Source organism: Rhodococcus antarcticus, assembly GCF_026153295.1.
Classification (GTDB): Bacteria; Actinomycetota; Actinomycetes; order Mycobacteriales; family Mycobacteriaceae; genus Rhodococcus_D; species Rhodococcus_D antarcticus.
The window spans coordinates 13,376-30,891 of sequence record NZ_CP110616.1; the positions used below are offsets into that span (position 1 = coordinate 13,376).

Consider the following 17,516-nt stretch of genomic DNA (forward strand, 5'->3'; position numbering starts at 1 on the left):
TTATCTTCGACTACTGTGCCGTCATCCACCGTTGAGTTGGTTTGTAAGCGGGCGTTAGGCCAGCGCGGGGTAGACGATGGCTGCGGCGGCAGCGCCGACGACAAGACCGACGAGGACCTGGCCCCGGGAGTGTCGGCCCGCGCGGAGGCGAGCCCACGCGATAGCCGCCAGCAACGCCGCCAGAGGGACCGCGGCCGACCAGCCGAGGACGAGCCCGATGATGACCGTGACTCCTCCAGCGACCGCCAGGTGGAACGACGCCTTGTACCAGTGCGACACCACTGTCATGGCACCCAGCCCCGCCAGCATCGCCACCACCAGAGCGAGAACAGGTCGTGGCGCCTCAAGGCCGGCCAGTACGAGCAGTCCCACGATCACGGAGGCCAGGGCCGCGAGCAGCGGGGCGCGGCGCTGCTCTCGGACAACCAGATGCTGGTCCAGGACTCGGCCTTGGGTGGCCATGCCGAGCAGCACTGCGTAGGGAATCACCACGCAGAACAGCACGGCAAGGCCCGTCCAGAGTGCTGCCGACCACAGTCGATCCGTCGAGTGGGCCGCAACCACCGCCAGCACAGCCACCACCATGACCGCTGGGTGCGTCACGAGGGCAACAAGATCAGCAAGTCGCGAGGGGCGCGCCGCCGTGAGTCGCACGACGTCGGGGTGCGCATCGAAGCTCATGTCGTCGAGGGTAGGACCCGCGCCATGGCGAGCCGCGACCGTCATGGAGGTGCCAACAGCCTGCTTGCGGCCGAGGCGGCCAGAGTCGGTTGTTTCTCGCGGTTTGGGCGTGTCTGCGGCCCTAACAGTTACGCACCCACCATGGTGTGTTCCATGGCCCAGCCACATAAGGGAGACCGCGACCAGGTCGCGGCTCGACTCGCGCACCCCGTCTACGTCGCCGTGAAGTCAGCGGCCGCCCAGCGTGGCATGCCCATGAGCCAGTACGTCGCCGACGTACTGGCTACTCACGTGGGCAGGCCCGACCTCGTGCTGCAACTCGACCAGGAGGTGCTTCCTCAGAGCGCCTGACCGCAGCGGCTCCGCCGCCCCGACAACTCCACAAGCACTCGGTCAGAAGGTTCTAGAACGCCAAAAGCCCTCCCCGGCAAGGGAGGGCCTGGCTAACGCTAGGACCAGTGAGCTACCAACTCGCTGGCTTGGTGCACTGCCCCGAAGGGACTTGGCTTGGCTGCCTTGTCTCAGGGTACCTCTTACCCTGAATCCGGTCCATACACCCGGTCTGGTGGTTCGCGTGTCGCGTCGCGGCACACGCGTCCACCGTCTCGGCGTGACTCCTCCTCCCCCACTGCTTCGTCGCTGCTGCGTCGGCCGTTGGCCCGCGCGAGTGTGGAGCCGATCTCGTGGTCGGCCCTGCCCTGCTGGTGGTCGGCTGAGCGCTGGCTGGCCCATGTGGTGGCGGTGTACCGCCGTGGCTACCTGCTGACCCGCCCCCAGCTGGTCACCGCAACGGGGGGTGGGGTGTCGCTGCGGGCGGTGCTGGCGGTGGCCACCGCCCACGCCCGGGCCGGTGACTACCGCACCGGGCGCTGCTCACGGCCCCTGCTCGGGGTCACCGGCGGCACCACCGGGATCACCGCCACCACCAAGCTCGGCCAGCGGACCGTCACCCGAGCCCGGACCTGGCTGCGCCTGGTCGGCCTGGCCACCGAGGTCGCGCCCGCCCGGCACCGGAGCTTCATCGAGCGGTTGGCCTCCTGGGAGCGGGGGGACACCCGTCGAGGCTGGACCGCGGAGTACGCCCTGCACCTCTCAGCCCGCTTCCCCGACCCCGTCCCCACCCCTGTGGACAACCCTGGGCGTGTCATCGCAGGTCAGACGGTGCGTGGCACCCCACCACGTAGTGGTAGTTCTTCCCCCGAGCGCAGCGATGGGATGGTTGTTACCTCCACTACCAACGAATCAACAACACCCGCTGCGCGGGACGAGAACGGCGCTCCGCGCCGGGCCATGACACCAGGACACGCTCGGGATGATTTTGATGGGTGGGAGGGCTCCAGGACCTCTGCAACGGCCCTGATGCTCGCCTGGCGGGCCTCCGAACACTGCCCCCGGTGGGCACGGCAGTACGGGGCCCACCGCTGGTCAGGGGTCCTCAGCGCCGTCGCTGCGGCCGGGTGGACCGCCCGCGACCTCAACCAGCTGCTCACCGACCTCACCACCACCGGCCACCAGGTGCTCACCGCACCACGCCGGCCCATCTCCTACCTGTGCCACCTCCTCGGCCTCGTCGACATCAACGAACGCCCCACCGCCATCCCCGACGCCCACGCCGCCGCCGAGCTCGCCGCCCGCACCGCCCGCACCACCGCCCAGCTTGACGCCCGCGACACCCACACCGCCGCCCGCCACACAGCGGTCACCGCCCTCACCGGCCCCGGCCGAGCCGCCGCCCTCACCGCCGCCCACACCACCGCCACCGCCGCAGCCCACCGACGATCCGAACGCGAATCCGCCGAACGGTTGGCCCTGGCCGAGCAGGTCCAACACCGCCGCAACCAACGATGACCTGCTCATTTTCGGCTTGAGGGCACGGTTCGTCTCCCGGCAACGTGCGTGCAACCCCGGCGCCGACACGTACAGACAGACCCCCACTGTTAAAGCCTGGTGACGAACCAGCAGTACAGTGAGCAATACAACGAGAGATACAACGAGTGCAAGGGAAGACGAGCCGCAGCGAAGGTGCTGCAGCGGGAGGCAACACAAGCGGTGTGCAGATATTGCGGCGAGCCTCCGCCCAACCTGGAGCAGGTTCAACGAAAATCATGAGGTGAACGTGAACCGAGACGCGCTCAGCAGGGTCATCACCATCGCCAATGGCAAGGGTGGGGTTGGAAAGACGTCGCTCGCGACCACGCTCGCCGGCATGGCCGCCGAGGCCGGGTATCGAATCTTGATCATCGATCTCGACCCGCAGGGCAACGTTGGTGAAGATCTCGGCTATACCGGCGCTGGGCGCGGTGATGATGGCGCGGGGCTTGTGGGGTCTCTCGCTGCAGGGCTACCCCTGGCCGTGACCGTGGAGGCCGCAAGGCCTGGTATCGACGTGATCAGCGGTGGGGAGCGTCTAGACGACCTGGCGGGGCTGCTGCTGTCCCGCCACCGCGGCGGCCACGCGGTAGCTGACGTACTTGCCGAACCGCTCAGCCGACTACTTGAGGCAAACGATTACGACCTGGTCATCATCGACAGTCCACCCGGTGAGCCCAACCTGCAGTTGCTTGCCTTGGGGGCCGCTCGCTGGCTGATCATCCCCACCCGAGGCGATGCCTCAAGCCTCAAGGGCATGGTGCGGATCGTGCAGCGCCTCGTCGAGGCCCGTCAGCACAACCCCAAACTGGAGCTGCTGGGTGTCGTCCTTTTCGGCATCGCCAGCTCGGCGACCCGCGTGAAGCGGGAAATTAGCGCCCAGATCACCGACGCTCTCGGGGGTGCCGCGCCCCTCTTCCTCAGCACCATCCGCCACTCTGTCGCGGCGACAGATGCCCGCGGCGCCGGACTGCTCATCCACGAACAAGCCTCACGCCTCGAGGGGGAGCCGTTCTGGAAGGCACTCAAGGAGGGTCGCAAACCCACATCGCCCGGAGCCGCACCTGCTCTAGCCAGCGACTATGCAAGTCTGTCGCACGAGATCTTGGTTCGCATCAGCGAACTCGAGCAGCAGCCGGCGGGCGACGAAGAGCACGCTGACGAGACGGTAAAGGCATGAGCTCACCTCAGCCGATGGCTACACCCAACTTGGCTGAGCTCCTGACCAAAAAATCAGCCAAACCGCCGTCCGAGCGCGGTGTTTCGTCGCCCATCGCCGTCCCGACCCTGGATGCAGCACCGCCCGCTGGGCCGGATGTCGTCGAAGGACCTACGGCTGAACAGGGTGTTGCCAAAAGTTCAGCACCCGCAGGTCCTCAGGCGTTCTCGGTGCAGGCACCGACAGCCTCGGTAGGAGAGCAGCGGGAATACCTACGCTCCATCGCGCTGTACCTACCCCGCACGCTGCACCAACAGCTCGGAGCCGCCGCTGCCGACGTGGGAGGGACGCGCACCGCGCTCATCCTTGGCGCCATCAACAGCACCCACGCGCGCCTCGGGCCGGCGCTCGCAGCCCCGGCACCAAGCGTGCACAGAGACGACCTGTTCGTCGTACCGCAGAACAAGCCAAGCTCTGAGCCGTCGGTGCAGACCACCATCCGGGTTACGGACGCCCAGTACGCGGCCATCACTGCTCTCGTCGCCGAGCACCACACGAACCGCTCGCGTCTCATTGCCACCGCACTGGAGCTCCACTTAGCCGAGACGTAGGGCCCGCGGGCAGCTGAAACCACGTCGTCGCGACCACACGGCGCGGCTGTCATGTCGCAGGACATGGGTGACGGTTCTGCATCAGGACATCGGTGATGGTGTGGGTGGTCGTGGGGTGACACTTCCCGCTCAGGCTCGGGTGGTGGCTACCAGTGAACCCATCGATCCCCGTGTCCGTCTCGCGATCGCTCAGTGGTGTAAGGATTCCCCTCGGGGTGCGGCGGTCCGGCATAATCGAACAGGTGTTCGATCCGTTTGTATCGTGGCCGGATGACTTCGAGCGCCCGAACCGGATCCCGGTGACCCCACCGAGAGCGGTGGTGGTGGACCTGGGGGCGATGTTGCCGGCGAACACCGCCCCGACGACGGGGTTGCCGATGCGGGTGGTGCAGGCGGGGTTGCGCCTGGTCGGGGATCAGGACGGTGAGCTGCTGGGGTGGGCGCGGGTCACCGACGGCCGGTGGGTGGGCCTGGTCCGCATGGAGGTGCCGGTGGCCGCCCACCGTGGTGTCCTGCCCATGCTCCAGTGGGTCCCCGCCACCGCCATCCGACCCCGCCGACACCACCAGGAGGGCGGCCGGGGCGAGGGAGGCGGACGGGGCCGGGCCTGACGCGGCGACCCACCGTCCCTGCCGCCGGCTCGCAGCTTCTGCCGCGCCACCCCGGGCAGGGCAACACCGGGTTGTCACTGCGGCAGGGCACCGATGGTGCCGGGCTCGTTCCTCGCCCCGCCCCATCGGCGCAGGAGGACGGGTGCCCCGGTCTCCTGCGTCGACCGGTGCAGCTGGAGCCGCCGCCGGGCGTTCGTTCCTCACTGACGACGTCGGTGTTGATCCCCCGGCCGCCCGGCTTCGCCCAGGATGGTGACAGCGGCCACGGGAAACTGCCCGGAGACGGTCAATTAGCTGCCCGGTGGCGGACATGGGAGTTGCCCGCTGGCGGTCATGAGATCTGCCCGACACGACGTCGTTCGCCTCGCCGCTTCTCGCGGTGGAGGCCCCTCCTGGGGTGCGGTTGGCGGTGCTGATGCGCCGTTCGCCCCCAGGAGGGACACCGTGAAGTCTGCCGAGGAGATCATGAACATGTTGGAAGCTTTCGACTTGACCGGGTCGTTGCGTGATGCCGGGGAGCTGTCCGGGGTTTCTCACCACACCGTCGCCCGGTATGTCGCGGCTCGCGACGCAGGCGGGATCTCTGATCGCGGCGCGCCGCGCCCGCAGCTGATCGACGCTTACGTGGCCAAGGTCGAGGAGTGGGTCGAGTGGTCGGCGGGCAAGGTCCGCGCCGACGTCGCCCACGACAAGCTCGTCGCGTTGGGCTTCACCGGTTCGGAGCGCACCACCCGCCGGGCGGTCGCGGTCGTGAAGGCGAACTTCCGGGTCGGGCGGGTCCGGGTGCACCGCCCGTGGGTCACCGAGCCGGGGATGTGGATCCAGTACGACTTCGGCGACGGGCCGATGATCGACGGGGTCCGCACCACGTTGTTCGTGGCGTGGTTGGCGTGGTCGAGGTTCCGGGTGGTGCTCGCGATCAGGGACAAGACCTCACCGTCGGTGATGGCCGCCCTGGACGTGACGATGCGCCGCATCGGTGGTGCGCCGACGTATCTGCTGACCGACAACGAGAAGACCGTGACCGTCGAGCACGTCGCCGGCATCGCGGTCCGCAACCCCGCGATGGTCGCCTTCGCCCGCCACTACGGCGTCACGTTGCACACCTGTGTCCCGGTGGACCCGGCGTCCAAGGGCGGTAGCGAGTCCTCGGTGAAGGTCGCCAAGGCGGACCTGGTCCCCACCGACACCAACCTCCTCGGGGCCTACGAGTCGTTCGCGGACCTGGAGGACGCGTGTGAGGTGTTCTGCGCGCAGGTCAACGCCCGGGTCCACCGGGTCACGCGCCGGGCCCCGGAGGCGATGCTCGCCGAGGAACGCCTGCGTCTGCACCCGGTCCCGGCCGACCCGCACACGGTCGCGTTCGGCCTGACACGGGTCGTGCCACCCAAGACGCCGATGGTCACCTTCGAGGCCGGGCAGTACTCCGTGCCGCACGAGTTGCTCGGGGCGACGGTCTGGGTGCGGGTGCACGGGCGCGGCGCCGACGAGCAGGTTGTCATCGTCCACGTCGGGGCCACCGGCCCGCTCGAGGTCGCCCGCCACGCCCGCGCGAGGCCGGGCAGCCCGCAGATCACCGACGCCCACTTCCCGCCCGCGCCGCCCGGCGCGCTCGGGCGGGTCCCGTTGGCCCGGACCGTGTCCGAGGCCGCGTTCTTGTCCCTCGGTGACGGCGCGAGGGTCTGGTTGGCCGAGGCCGCCGCAGCCGGCACCACGAAGATGCGCGTGAAGATGGCCCAAGCCGTTCAGCTCGCGAAGCTGTTCACCCGCGCCGACGTCGACTGGGCCCTGGGTCACGCGGCGGTCCATGCCCGCTTCGCGGAGGCCGACCTCGCCTCGATCCTGGACCACCACGCAACGATCACCGCGGCAGCCGGGCCCGTCAGCCAGGCCAGCGAGGACCGGTCCCTGACCCAGGGCACCGCGGGCTGGGCCACACTCGGCGCATCCACACCCGACGCGACGCAGGTGACCGCGTGAGCGCCCCGACCCGGACGTCCGTGCCGGTCGCCGGGGTCCCGGCCGCACCGGCGATGCCCGACGACGTCCAAGCACTCCTGCACCGCCTGCGCCTGCCGCACATCCGCGCCCACGCCCCCGAGGTGATCGCCACCGCCAAGGCGCAGCGGTGGGAACCGGTCGAGGTGCTGCGCGCCCTGCTCACCGAGGAAGCCGCCGGACGCGAACGCTCCGCGCTGGCGACCCGGCGGGCCGGCGCGGGGTTCCCCACCGGCAAGACCTTCGACGCCTGGAACCCTGGGGCGTCCTCGATCCCGGCCCCGACCCAGCACGCCCTGCGCACCCTGGAATGGGTCCACCGCCACGAGAACCTCGTGGTCTGCGGACCCTCCGGCACGGGCAAGACGTTCCTGCTCGAGGCCCTGGGCCAGCACGCCGTCGAGCAAGGACTACGCGTGGCCTGGTTCACCCTGGAAGACCTCGGCACGCTGCTGCGCCGCCACCGCGCGGACGACTCGGTGACCAAGGCCATCGCCCGGGTCCTGCGCGCCGACCTCGTCGTCGTGGATGACATCGGGCTCCTTCCGGTCTCTCAAGACGCCGCCGAGGGCCTCTACCGGCTCGTCGACGCCGCCTACGAGAAACGCTCGGTGGCGATCTCCTCCAACCTGCACCCAGCCGCGTTCGACGAGCTCATGCCCAAGACCCTGGCCACCGCGACCGTCGACCGGCTCCTGCACCACGCCCACCTCTGCCAGACCAGCGGCGAGAGCGTCCGGCAGGCCCAAGCCCTCGCCGGCCAAGGGGTGAGCCCCTTGAGCTGAGCACCCCAGCCGGTGACGGTCAGCACTGGGCAGATCCCATGACCATCACCGGGCACTTCTCGTGACCGCCACCGGGCAGATCTCACGACCGCCTCCGGGCAGAAACCCGTGGCCCTTGACAGATGGCGGCCCTGCCAGGGCAAGGGCCCGAGGAACCCGGCCCATCCGAGCCGGTGATCCGAGCCTCGCGGTGCTCGGTCGCTGCGCGAGACCACCCGCCCGGACGAGCCGGAACCCCCGCACCGCCTCACCGGGGTTCGGCCCCTGGCTGGGCCCCTGGAGCACTGCGTGCTCGGGCGGCCCGGGGGAGTGGTTGGCAGAACCCCTGCTGACACCCCGTGGTCACGACTGGTCCCGGGCCTCACGAAAGGTGGTGGCCTCCGATGTCTGGACAGCCCAGCACGCAGATCATCAGCACCTCCCTGGCGTTGACCGGGGAGCAGCGGGCCCGCCTGGACGCCCACGCCGCCGGCACCACCGAGGCCACCCTGACGGTGCTGTGGGGCTCGCTCATGCTCACCATCAGCGACCTGCACCAGGCGGTCCACGTGGCGAAGGCGTGGGCGCAGGCCGCCCAGCAGGCGGCCCGGCTGCCCCTGGGGGCGGTCCCGGCTCACCGGCACATTGACCACCGCCTGACCGGGACGTCGACGGTGGTGCGGCTGTGGGGGACCCCGGCGGTGGGCATCACCCACCAGCCTCACCGGGTGACTCCCGGGCGCAGGGTCATCACCGAGCACGTGGCGATCAGCATCGGGACCATCACGTTCCAGGTCCACGACCAGACCGCGTACCGCAGTGCCCTGGGGATCCTCACCCGCACCGCCACCCTCGCCGAGGCGGTGTTCGGACCCTGACCCCCGGCCGGGGGGTGGTGCCTGCCGGGCCCCGGGGGCCCGGCAAGCACCCGCCCGCACCGTCCCCCCGGCCGGCTCGGGTGGGGGTGGTTGTCCACACGGTGGTGCAGCTGTCCACACGGGTCCCGGACACGGGCCCGGCTCCGCCGGCAGTAGTTCACGCTGCGAACACCACCCACCACACCGTGAACTACGGACCTCGAGGAGCTCCCCTGTGATCATCTGGACTGCTAGGGCGTGTCTCCCATACGGGGGTTGAGGTGCGCGGCAGTCTGGAGCTGTGACGGATCAGCGGTCTCGGTTCGAGACCTTCAGCGACCAGGAGTGGGCCCGGGTCGAGGCGCTGCTGCCTTCGAACGCGGGCCGTAGAGGGCACCCGTTCGGCGACAACCGTCGGGTCGTGGAAGGGATCATCTACCGGTATCGGACCGGGATGGCGTGGCGTGATCTGCCCCGCGAGGTGTTCGGGCCGTGGCAGACGGTGTGGAAGCGGCACCGTCGTTACGCCGCGGACGGGACGTGGGACAGGGTGTTGGCCGAGCTCCTGGCCCAGGCCGACGCGGCAGGCAAGATCGATTGGTCGACGTCGGTGGACGCCACGATCAGCCGTGCCCATCAGCACGCCACGAACACGACCCGCCCCGATCAGGACACAGGGGGCTCGGTCGAATTACACGAATTTGCCGGTCGGGTTCGTCGCCAGCCCGCTGGGGGGTGAGCGTGAACCTGCAGGTCACGGGGTGGGTCGCTCACGTGGGGGGCTGACCACCAAGATCCACGCCGCGGTCGACGGCCACGGTCGCCCCTTGGCGGTGGTCGTGACCGGTGGGCAACGCAACGACGGGGCGATGCTCGCCGAGGTGCTGGCTGACATCCGGGTGCCCCGCGTGGGTCCCGGACGCCCACGGACCCGCCCCGACACCGTGATCGCCGACCGGGCCTACACCAACGGTGTCAACCGCAGGATGCTCGCCGGCCGGGGGATCAGGGCGGTCATCCCGCAGAAGAGCACCGAGATCACCGCCCGCACACGCAGAGGCTCCAACGGTGGGCGACCACCAGCCTTCGACGCCGAGACCTACAAGAACCGCAACGTCGTCGAACGCTCCTTCAGCCTCACCAAACAGTGGCGCGGCCTGGCCACCCGCTACGACAAGCTCGCCATCACCTACCGCTCCGCAACCGTGCTCCAGGCCTGCATCCGCTGGCTCCGCCTATTAGAAGACACGCCCTAGTACCGGCGATTCCGGTGCCGCCGGCACCCGCGCCTTGGCCGCGACCGAGGCCACCGAGGCGGTGCTGGCGCACTGGGGGCGTCAGCACCCGGTGACCGGGGCGGGGGAGGGGGTGCGGATCTGTGTGGAGGCCACCGACGCCTACATCGGCCCGGCCCGCGACGACGCGGGCTGCTACGAGCTGACCGGGACCACCGTGATGATGGACATGGTCCGCGACCACCTCGCCCAGCCCACCCCCGAGACCGACACCGGTCAGCGGTGGTGACCCCCACCCGGCCACCCACGCCGCGGCCACCCACGCCGCGGCCACCCACGCCGCGACCACGCACCCCGAGATCAGCCGCGAATACGACCACGGCCCCCCTGCGGGGCGGCAGGACGGAGGACCCCGTGAGCACCGACCCCAGCACCACCGGGGGCCCGGACGAGGGTGAGCATGCCGGGCTCGAGGTCGATGAGCGTCTTGACGCCGGCGACCTCATTGAGGACCCCCGCCTGGACTCCGAGGCCCTGTGCCTGTGTGGGGTGCTGTGGTCCACCGCGGCCGCCGCCGGCCCGGTGGTGGAGCTGCTGGCTGCGGGGGACTTCACCCGCCCCGCCCACGGTGCCCTGTTCACCCTGATCGCCGAGCAGCTGCGCCGGGGGCGCCCGCAGGACCCGGCGTCGATCGCCGCCGTCATCACCGGCCAGGGCACCGGCGCCCACCAGGGGTCTCTGCTGACCCGGGCCCTGGCCGATGCCACCGCCGCCGGGGCCACCCCCGAGTCGGCCGGGCACCACGCGGTCAACGTCCTCAGCGCCGCCTACCGGCGTTCCTTCCACACCGCCGCCGCCGCCCTGGCCCAGGCTGCGGGGCAGCTGCCCACCGATGCCCTGTTCGACCACCTCGTGGCCATCGGGCGTACCCAGCGCACCGCCACCGAACGCCTGCAGCACGCGGCCACCGCCCTGGACTCCTCCCGCACCCCTTGACAGGCCAGTCGACACCTACGGTGGTTGGTGCGCCGTCCGCGGTTCCCCCCCGATCTCGCGGGCGGCGCCCACCTCGACATGCCCATGGTTGTCGACCACCGTGTCGGGGGTGCCATGGGGGGGCGCCGTGGGGGGTGCCGGGCGGCCACGGATGTGGCGGGTGAGCGCACGGAGACCCTCGTGCGTCACGGGCCTCGTCTGAACCCCACCCCGCTTCGTCCAGCCCCGCTTCGTCCAGGTCGTGGCCTGCCGTGCTCCTGGGGGATCAGGCCCACCCTCCCGGCTCCACGGGCTCGCGGTGGTTATGCCCCCGCCGTCTTGCCGCGCCTGGTGACAGGGGGGGTGGGGGTGGGTGTCCACCACCAGCCGGGGATGGTGTCCAGTGCGGTGATCTGGTGGGGGGTGAGCCGCCCGTGGCGTCCTTGGAGGCGTTGGTTGTCGGCCCACACCACGATGGTGACGCCCTGGGTGTGGGTGCGGCGGGGGATGTTGGTGAGTCCACCGTGTGCGTGGGCGGTGGTGCGCAGCAGGGCGAGGGTGGTGTTCCAGTGCTCGGCCCTGGGGTTGAACTGCCACCCGGGTATGGCCTGCAGTGCGTGGACGCGGCCAGGGGGCAGGGCACCGGTGCGGTGCAGGGTGCGGACCCGGCCGACCCAGGCCCCCAGGGTGAACCCGCAGGGGTGGATGTAGAACTGGGTGGGGCTCGCTGACCCTGTTTCCTGCTGGTAGGCACGCAGCAGGGCCAGCCCGTGGTGGAAGCGGGCGTCGCGCTCACCCCACACCCACCCGGGTAGGGCGTTAAGGGTGGTGAGCTGGTGGGCGGTGAGGATGCCGCGGGTGTGTCGGCGGCGTGTCAACGCCGGGTGAATCTTGACCCCCTAATGCTGTTTGAAAGTTGACCCCCTCGGGGTCGTTCAGCTGGTGGGGGGTCGGTGCTTGCGGGTGCGGTAGGAGTCACCGTCGAGGGCCAGGACGGTGGCGTGGTGGACGAGGCGGTCGATGGTCGCGGCGGCGACGATGTCGTCGCCGAGGGTCTGGCCCCACTGGCTGAAGGCGAGGTTGCTGGTGACGATGACCGACCCCGTTTCGTAGCGGCTGGCGATGAGCTGGAAGAACAGTGATGCGGCGGCGGCGTCGAGGGGCAGGTAGCCGACCTCGTCGATGATGAGCAGCCGGTAGCGGTGGAGCTTGCGCAGCTCGGTGTCGAGGGTGTTGCGGTCGTGGGCGGCGGCGAGGCGGTGCAGCCAGCCGGTGGTGGAGGCGAACGCGACCGGGTAACCGGCTTCGCAGGCCTTCATGCCGATCGCGATGGCCAGGTGGGTCTTGCCGAGCCCGGGTGGGCCGAGCAGGACGACGTTCTCCCGGCGGGGGATGAAGGTTGTCGTCGCGAGGTGGGCGAGGGTGTCGCGGGTCGCGGTGGGCAGGCCGGTGAAGCTGAAGTCCTCGAGGGTCTTGGTCTGCGGGAAGTGCGCCCCAGCGACCCGCAGGCGGGTGCCGTTGACGGTGCGGGAGGCGACCTGGCGGGCTAGGACAGCAGCGAGGTAGGTCTCGTGCGACCACGTCTCGGCGCGGGCCTGGGCGGCGAGGTCGGCGAAGGTGTCGGCGATGACGGGGGTCTTCAGCTCGCGGGCGAGCAGAACGATCTCGGCGTCGACGTTGCGGGCGGCGCTGCTCATGGCGTGACCACCTGCAGGTGCCGCGCGGCCGCTGGCGGCGTGGGGGGTGCAGGTGGTCGGGGTGCGAGCCCGAAGGTGGTGTCGTAGTCGCTCAGCGCCCGGCGGGCCACGACCAACCCGGCCTGCCTGGCCGTGGCCGAACCTGTCCCACCTGGTGCTGCCGCGGTGCTGCTCGGGCGTTGCTGGAACGCGGTGCGCAGGCCCTTGGCGGTCACCACGTGCTCGGGGTCGGTGATGGTCAGTGCCCGCGCCCAGGACCGGGGGTGGTCCGCGACGAGGACGTCCGCGCAGCGGGCCTGGACCCGGTGCAGGTCGCAGCGCAGCTCGACCATCCTCCCGATCACCGACGGGCAGACGCTGTAGTCGTTGCCAGCCACCCGCACGTAGTAGTCACGCCCGAGGCGGACCTGCGCGCGCCAGCCCACGACCGGCGCCACCGGCGGCAGGGCCCCCATCGCGGCCCGGTCACCGCCGAGACGCGCCGCCGGGGTGGACCCGGTGGCCCTCACCAGGCGCTCGTTGGCCCTGGGCAGCCAGTCGGCGAGCTGATCGTTGAAGTCCTCCGGCCCGGTAAAGCGCCGCCCCGGCAGGAACGAGGTCTGCAGGTAGCCGTTGGCCCGCTCGACGACCCCCTTGGTCTCCGGGTCCCGGGCCGGGGCCTGCCAGATGCGGGTGCCCAGGGTGCCGGCGAAGGAGCGGGCAGCGACGGTGAGCCGCTGGTGCTGGCCGATGCCGGCCTCGTTGTCCCAGACGAGCATCTTCGGGACCCCACCCAGACCGCTCAGCAGCGACCACATGCCGGCGGTCAGGTCGGTGCTCGTCCGCGACGGCAGCGCCATGGCCATGATCCACCGGGAGAACCCGGCGACCATCGTCAGCACCGGTGGGGCCAGCAGCTGCCCCGGTGCCACCGGCACCACCGCCGTGTTGGGGAACCACAGGTCGCACTGCACGACCTGACCCGCCTCGTAGGTGGTCCGGTCAGCCGGGTCGACCGGACGCACCCGCGGGCGCAGCAGCGCCACCCGCGCCCGCAGCACCGAGCTCGACCCGGTGTAGCCCAACCGCTCGGCAACCACCGTCGCGGGCATGTCCGGGAACTCCGACAGCAAGGCCACGATCCGCGGCTCCAGACCATCCATCACCGACCCCCGCGAGGGACGCTCATACCGAGGTGGCTCCGCCGAACCCAACGCCGAGCGCACCGTGTTCCGAGCCACCCCCAGCCGACGCGCGATGGCCTTGATCGGCATGCCCTCCGACAGGTGCAACCGACGAATCTCAGCCCAGTGCTCCACAGTGATCACTCCTCAGGGTCACCGAGGGGTCAACATTCCACCGGCACCAGGGGGTCAGTCTTCACGCGGCGTCGACACGGCGGACGGTGTGCACCCAGGCTCCCAGGGGGTAGCCATGGTGGGTGGCCTGCTCCGGGACCACCGCGTCACCGTGCTCGGTGATCCACCCCTGCAGGGCGGTGAGCCCCTCGGCCCAGTGGAAGGGCTGCCGGTTCTGCCGCCACCGCCACCCCGGTAACGCCTCCAGCTCGGCTGCCCACTGCGGGCGTAGCTCCCCGCTGGCGTGGGCTTGTCGTCGTCGTTGTGCCCAGTCCCCGACCCGGAAGCCGTCGACGACGGTGTCGCGGGGTGTTTGTGCGGTGCCGTGGCGGGCCACGTAGGTGCGCAGGTGGGTCAGGCCTTCCAGGAACCGGTCGCGCTGGGTGCGCCCCCATGACCATCCGGGCAGGGCCTGGAGCACCGCGACCCGCTCCGGTGGGAGTTGCCCGGCCCGGTGGGTGTCTCGGCAGCGGGCCGCCCACCGTCCCAGGGCGAACCCGTCGACCACCAGGTGGGTCGGTGGGGTCGCCGACCCGTGGGCGGTGACGTAGGTGTGCAGTGCAGCCACACCGCGCTCCCAGGTGGCGGCACTGGTCTCGGCCCGGCTCCGCGGCCGACCCCCGCCCCCGTCCGCCCCGTCCCCCGTGTCGCTGTTGGCGCTGTCGCCGCTGTCGCCACTGGGTGGGCTCATGGGCGGGATGGGTCGTCGTGGGTGGCCCCTGGGGTGGGGGGGTGGTCGAGGTTCTCCCGGTAGGCCAGAACGGTAAGGATCAGCTCGTCGGCGGTGTCCTGGGGCAGGTTGGCCGTGGCGGTGGCGACCACCAGGTCCAGGGTCTGCTCCGCGCGCACCCGGACCTGCTCGGCGACCACCTGCGCCTGCGCCGCCCGCACCGCGTGCTGTTGGGTGGTGTGCTGGGCCCGGGCCACCATGGCCTCGGTGTGGCGGGCCTCGAGGAAGAACACCAGTGCTGCTGCGCTGGCGGCGGCCGCGGTGACCTCACCGTGCACCACAGTGACGACGATCGCGACGCCCAGCAGGAGTCCGACCACGCTGTGGGCGGCGACCCGCACCCGCACACGCACCGGCCACACCGTCGACGAGTCGGGCATCCGGGGACGCTAACACCAGCGCACCCCCACCAACCCGGCCCCGAAACAGCTCACGCGAGGTCGGCTCGGGGGTCGTCCGTGCGGTGGTCGTCCGTGCGGTGGTCGTCCGTGCGGTGGTCGTCGGTAGAGCCGGGCCGGGGTGGGTGGCCCCCCACATGCCCGTGGTGGGGTCCTGTGTGTGGTGCCGGCCCCGGGCATCGTTACGACCTGGCCACGCATCAGGCGGACCTGCCACCACCCTCAGCGGCGTTCAGCGTGCGTACAGGTAGGCGGGGGCATGGTGAGTCCTGTCGGCCTGCAGAGCGTGGGCCGGATCGGGAAAGGACCCCCTTCATGAAGCTCAACAAGCGGATCGCCGTGGCGGCCCTGGGCGTGCTGGCCGTGGGCGGCATCGGAGCGGGCGTGGCGAACGCCGCCACCACCACGAACTCGCCGACCACGACCACCAGCGTCAACGCCCCCGCCACCCCCGGGGACACCCCCGACGCCGCCGACCACGCCGACGGCCCGGGTGACGTCCAGAACGGTGACCAGAGCGGCCCCGACGTCCCGGGTGCGGCCGAGGCCCCGGAGGCCCCGGGCGCCTGAGCGTCACAGCTCACCACCCGGGTGAGTCGGTGACCTCCAGCGACGGCATCGGCACCGGGTAGGCGAGTGGTCACCAGAAGGGCCGGGCAGCGGATGCTGCCCGGCCCTTCTGACTGTCCGGACCCCGGCGCTTGCCTGCACGTGTACCAGCCGAGCGTCGATGACACGGTGCTGGTCATCGCGAAGGCGGCAGCGTGGCGAGCGTGCCTCGGTCAAGGGTGACGAGCAGCGTGAGCGGCTGCGCGCTGTCGACGGCCTTGACCCCGACGTCGTCAAGGGGGAACGGGCCGATGTCGGCGCCGACGGGAAAAGCGTCACCCTGGTGGCGGTGGTGAGGCGCGCGGGGACTGTGGGACGGCGACCGGGCGCTGGGACGGGCCGGGTGTTCGTACCTCGGGGTGGCACCGCACTGGGGTGCTTGCCAGGACCCGGCCTCAGCCCGACGGTGAGGGCGAACCCCACCCTACGTGCCTAAACCGTTCGTATTTGGAACGTCGTGAGAGGTGTCCCCGCCGCGCTGCGCCCGAACCTCGCACCCTCGGGTGTGAACGGGACTTCCTGCTCCCAACCTCTGCTACAGCGCGGTTGACTGGCGGCTGTCGTCGAAGCCAGACGCTGCCGTGTGCAGGCCGTTGGTCAATAGCGCAGGTCGTTTCCAGCGGGTGATTTGCGCGACGCTGCTGCGGTTGCGGCGGCTGTTGTGGTTGCCTGACGCTGTCCCGCATACGGTTGTGACGGCTCCGGCCCGTACGGTGCTTGACGATGCGGGTGGCGGGCAACTTCTCGTAGTAGTTCTCGACGCGCGTTCGGGTCGCGCTCGCCTTGCCCTGGGAAGGAGACGACCGTGCTGACGCCCCTCGACGATTCGCTGTCGACGCCCGGTGCCAGGCTTTCTGCGCTTTTGGCAGTTTCGGAGTTGACGGCCGCGCAGCTCTCGGTGGGCATGCTGCTAGCGGAGGCCGTGCCGGTCGAGCGAGTACTCGATGGGACGTATGAGCCGTCGGTCAGCGAGCTACTTGGTGCTGCCGACGTGCTTGAGGTGCCTGTTGCTGTACTCACTGGTGAGCTACCAGTGAGTGGCCACCTAGGGGTGAGCCTTCGTCTGGGGCGTATTCGTGGCGCGGAGGCCCTCAGCGGCCCGCTCGCCTACGCAAACCGGTTGCTCGACCACGGGGCGCTGCTCGACAGCTGGTTTGGCCCCGCTGCCGCGCCGCTGCGCGAGTCGCTGAGCCGCGTGATGCTCTCGCGCGACAAGTTCGGCAAGGCGGCTGGCATGGTCACGGCCGACCGGGTCCGCGCGGTCCTCGACCTGGGGGACGACGGGCCGATCACGGACATGGTTGCCATGGTCGAGAGCTTCGGTATCCCAGTCGCTTCCTTGCCGCTCCCGGCGGGGGTTCACGGGCTGAACGTGCGCGACCTGCGCACGGGGGGAGCACACAGGGTCATCCTGGTGTCGTCGACGGACGTCTGGGCAAAACAGCGTTACACGCTCGCGCACGAGCTTTGCCACGCGCTCTACGACGACAAGGACCAGGTCATCGTCGACAGGGCAGAGGAGCCCGAGGCGTTGCCGGAGTGGCGGGCCGAGTCCTTTGCCCGCCACCTCTTGCTTCCGACACGTTCCGTGCGCGAGGCGGTCCGCCGAGCGCCGGCGGGGCCTCGACGCTGGCAACAGGTCACAGCGTCGCTTATGGCGCGCTTCGGTGTGTCTCGAGACGCCACGGTGATCGCGCTACAGGAGGACGGCGGCGTGCCGTCCGTGGAGCTGGACTCCGTCCGGTCCGCGCGTGTCGACGATTTGCTGGCGGCGGCGAACTTGGTGGACCAATGGCGCGAGTTTTGCGTAGCCGAGCATGCGGAGTCGGGCTCGCCGACGCTTGTCTCGCGAGCAGCGCAGGCGTACGGCAACGGGTGGGTCCGCGCGGACCTTGTCGCGGATCTGATGCGTGGTGACATCGAGACCGTGGAGCGTGAGCTTGCCGCTGCTGGCTGGCAGCCCTCGTCCTAGCGGTTGTGTTGGC

Annotated in this window: 19 protein-coding genes; 13 read left to right on the forward strand and 6 right to left on the reverse strand. The window is 70.5% G+C overall.

All coding sequences use genetic code 11. From position 1 onward, the window contains the following. Positions 1 to 54 precede the first annotated feature (54 nt). On the reverse strand, positions 55 to 681 hold the full coding sequence (locus RHODO2019_RS17990; protein ID WP_265384989.1) for a hypothetical protein: 627 nt from the start codon (positions 679 to 681) through the stop codon (positions 55 to 57). Between the two features lie 153 nt (positions 682 to 834). Here RHODO2019_RS17990 and RHODO2019_RS17995 point away from each other — a divergent pair, with 153 nt between their 5' ends. The 11 genes from RHODO2019_RS17995 to RHODO2019_RS18045 all read left to right on the forward strand — a co-directional run bounded on the left by RHODO2019_RS17995 (position 835) and on the right by RHODO2019_RS18045 (position 10,781). Beyond that, positions 835 to 1,032, forward strand: a complete 198-nt coding sequence (locus tag RHODO2019_RS17995) for a toxin-antitoxin system (RefSeq protein WP_265384990.1) — start codon at positions 835 to 837, stop codon at positions 1,030 to 1,032. A 303-nt stretch (positions 1,033 to 1,335) separates the two neighbouring features. Next, a complete protein-coding gene (locus tag RHODO2019_RS18000) occupies positions 1,336 to 2,529 on the forward strand; it encodes a hypothetical protein (protein WP_265384991.1) in 1,194 nt (397 codons plus the stop codon). A 262-nt stretch (positions 2,530 to 2,791) separates the two neighbouring features. After that, on the forward strand, positions 2,792 to 3,730 hold the full coding sequence (locus RHODO2019_RS18005; protein ID WP_265384992.1) for a ParA family protein: 939 nt from the start codon (positions 2,792 to 2,794) through the stop codon (positions 3,728 to 3,730). After that, positions 3,727 to 4,320, forward strand: a complete 594-nt coding sequence (locus RHODO2019_RS18010; protein ID WP_265384993.1) for a hypothetical protein — start codon at positions 3,727 to 3,729, stop codon at positions 4,318 to 4,320. Before RHODO2019_RS18005 ends, RHODO2019_RS18010 begins: the two co-directional genes overlap by 4 nt. A 299-nt stretch (positions 4,321 to 4,619) precedes the next feature. Beyond that, positions 4,620 to 4,931, forward strand: a complete 312-nt coding sequence (locus RHODO2019_RS18015) for a hypothetical protein (protein WP_265384994.1) — start codon at positions 4,620 to 4,622, stop codon at positions 4,929 to 4,931. 444 nt (positions 4,932 to 5,375) lie between these two features. Further along, complete coding sequence (gene istA, locus RHODO2019_RS18020; protein ID WP_265384995.1) at positions 5,376 to 6,911, forward strand: IS21 family transposase; 1,536 nt, start codon at positions 5,376 to 5,378, stop codon at positions 6,909 to 6,911. A 53-nt stretch (positions 6,912 to 6,964) separates the two neighbouring features. Then, positions 6,965 to 7,714: an IS21-like element helper ATPase IstB gene (gene istB / locus RHODO2019_RS18025; protein WP_265385030.1), complete on the forward strand. Its 750-nt coding sequence runs from the start codon at positions 6,965 to 6,967 to the stop codon at positions 7,712 to 7,714. A gap of 383 nt (positions 7,715 to 8,097) precedes the next feature. Next, a complete protein-coding gene (locus RHODO2019_RS18030; RefSeq protein WP_265384996.1) occupies positions 8,098 to 8,571 on the forward strand; it encodes a hypothetical protein in 474 nt (157 codons plus the stop codon). A 280-nt stretch (positions 8,572 to 8,851) separates the two neighbouring features. Further along, a protein-coding gene (locus tag RHODO2019_RS18035) for an IS5 family transposase (protein ID WP_435532252.1) occupies positions 8,852 to 9,806 on the forward strand; the annotation gives its coding sequence in 2 pieces (ribosomal slippage) (positions 8,852 to 9,285 and positions 9,284 to 9,806; 957 coding nt in all). 34 nt (positions 9,807 to 9,840) lie between these two features. Next, positions 9,841 to 10,074: a hypothetical protein gene (locus RHODO2019_RS18040; RefSeq protein WP_265384998.1), complete on the forward strand. Its 234-nt coding sequence runs from the start codon at positions 9,841 to 9,843 to the stop codon at positions 10,072 to 10,074. Positions 10,075 to 10,199: 125 nt separating this feature from the next. Next, the gene (locus tag RHODO2019_RS18045; protein WP_265384999.1) at positions 10,200 to 10,781 is read left to right on the forward strand and encodes a DnaB-like helicase N-terminal domain-containing protein; all 582 of its coding nucleotides are present in this window, start codon (positions 10,200 to 10,202) and stop codon (positions 10,779 to 10,781) included. A gap of 302 nt (positions 10,782 to 11,083) precedes the next feature. Here the strand turns inward: RHODO2019_RS18045 and RHODO2019_RS18050 are convergent, their stop codons facing one another. Genes RHODO2019_RS18050 through RHODO2019_RS18070 form a run of 5 tightly spaced genes read right to left on the reverse strand, consistent with a single transcriptional unit; the run spans position 11,084 to position 14,904 of the window. Further along, positions 11,084 to 11,638, reverse strand: coding sequence for a helicase associated domain-containing protein (locus RHODO2019_RS18050; protein ID WP_265385000.1), 555 nt, complete (start codon positions 11,636 to 11,638; stop codon positions 11,084 to 11,086). A 57-nt stretch (positions 11,639 to 11,695) separates the two neighbouring features. After that, the gene (gene istB / locus RHODO2019_RS18055) at positions 11,696 to 12,457 is read right to left on the reverse strand and encodes an IS21-like element helper ATPase IstB (RefSeq protein ID WP_265385001.1); all 762 of its coding nucleotides are present in this window, start codon (positions 12,455 to 12,457) and stop codon (positions 11,696 to 11,698) included. Next, the gene (gene istA / locus RHODO2019_RS18060; protein ID WP_265385002.1) at positions 12,454 to 13,764 is read right to left on the reverse strand and encodes an IS21 family transposase; all 1,311 of its coding nucleotides are present in this window, start codon (positions 13,762 to 13,764) and stop codon (positions 12,454 to 12,456) included. Before istA (RHODO2019_RS18060) ends, istB (RHODO2019_RS18055) begins: the two co-directional genes overlap by 4 nt. A 52-nt stretch (positions 13,765 to 13,816) precedes the next feature. After that, a complete protein-coding gene (locus tag RHODO2019_RS18065; RefSeq protein WP_265385003.1) occupies positions 13,817 to 14,485 on the reverse strand; it encodes a helicase associated domain-containing protein in 669 nt (222 codons plus the stop codon). Next, entirely contained in the window at positions 14,482 to 14,904 is a 423-nt protein-coding gene (locus RHODO2019_RS18070) for a hypothetical protein (RefSeq protein WP_265385004.1), read from the reverse strand. Before RHODO2019_RS18070 ends, RHODO2019_RS18065 begins: the two co-directional genes overlap by 4 nt. A gap of 333 nt (positions 14,905 to 15,237) precedes the next feature. On the opposite strand from RHODO2019_RS18070, the gene RHODO2019_RS18075 reads away from it, so the two are divergent. Both RHODO2019_RS18075 and RHODO2019_RS18080 read left to right on the forward strand, forming a co-directional pair. Continuing rightward, positions 15,238 to 15,492: a hypothetical protein gene (locus tag RHODO2019_RS18075; RefSeq protein WP_265385005.1), complete on the forward strand. Its 255-nt coding sequence runs from the start codon at positions 15,238 to 15,240 to the stop codon at positions 15,490 to 15,492. An 844-nt stretch (positions 15,493 to 16,336) separates the two neighbouring features. Then, complete coding sequence (locus RHODO2019_RS18080) at positions 16,337 to 17,503, forward strand: ImmA/IrrE family metallo-endopeptidase (RefSeq protein ID WP_265385006.1); 1,167 nt, start codon at positions 16,337 to 16,339, stop codon at positions 17,501 to 17,503. Positions 17,504 to 17,516 lie beyond the last annotated feature (13 nt).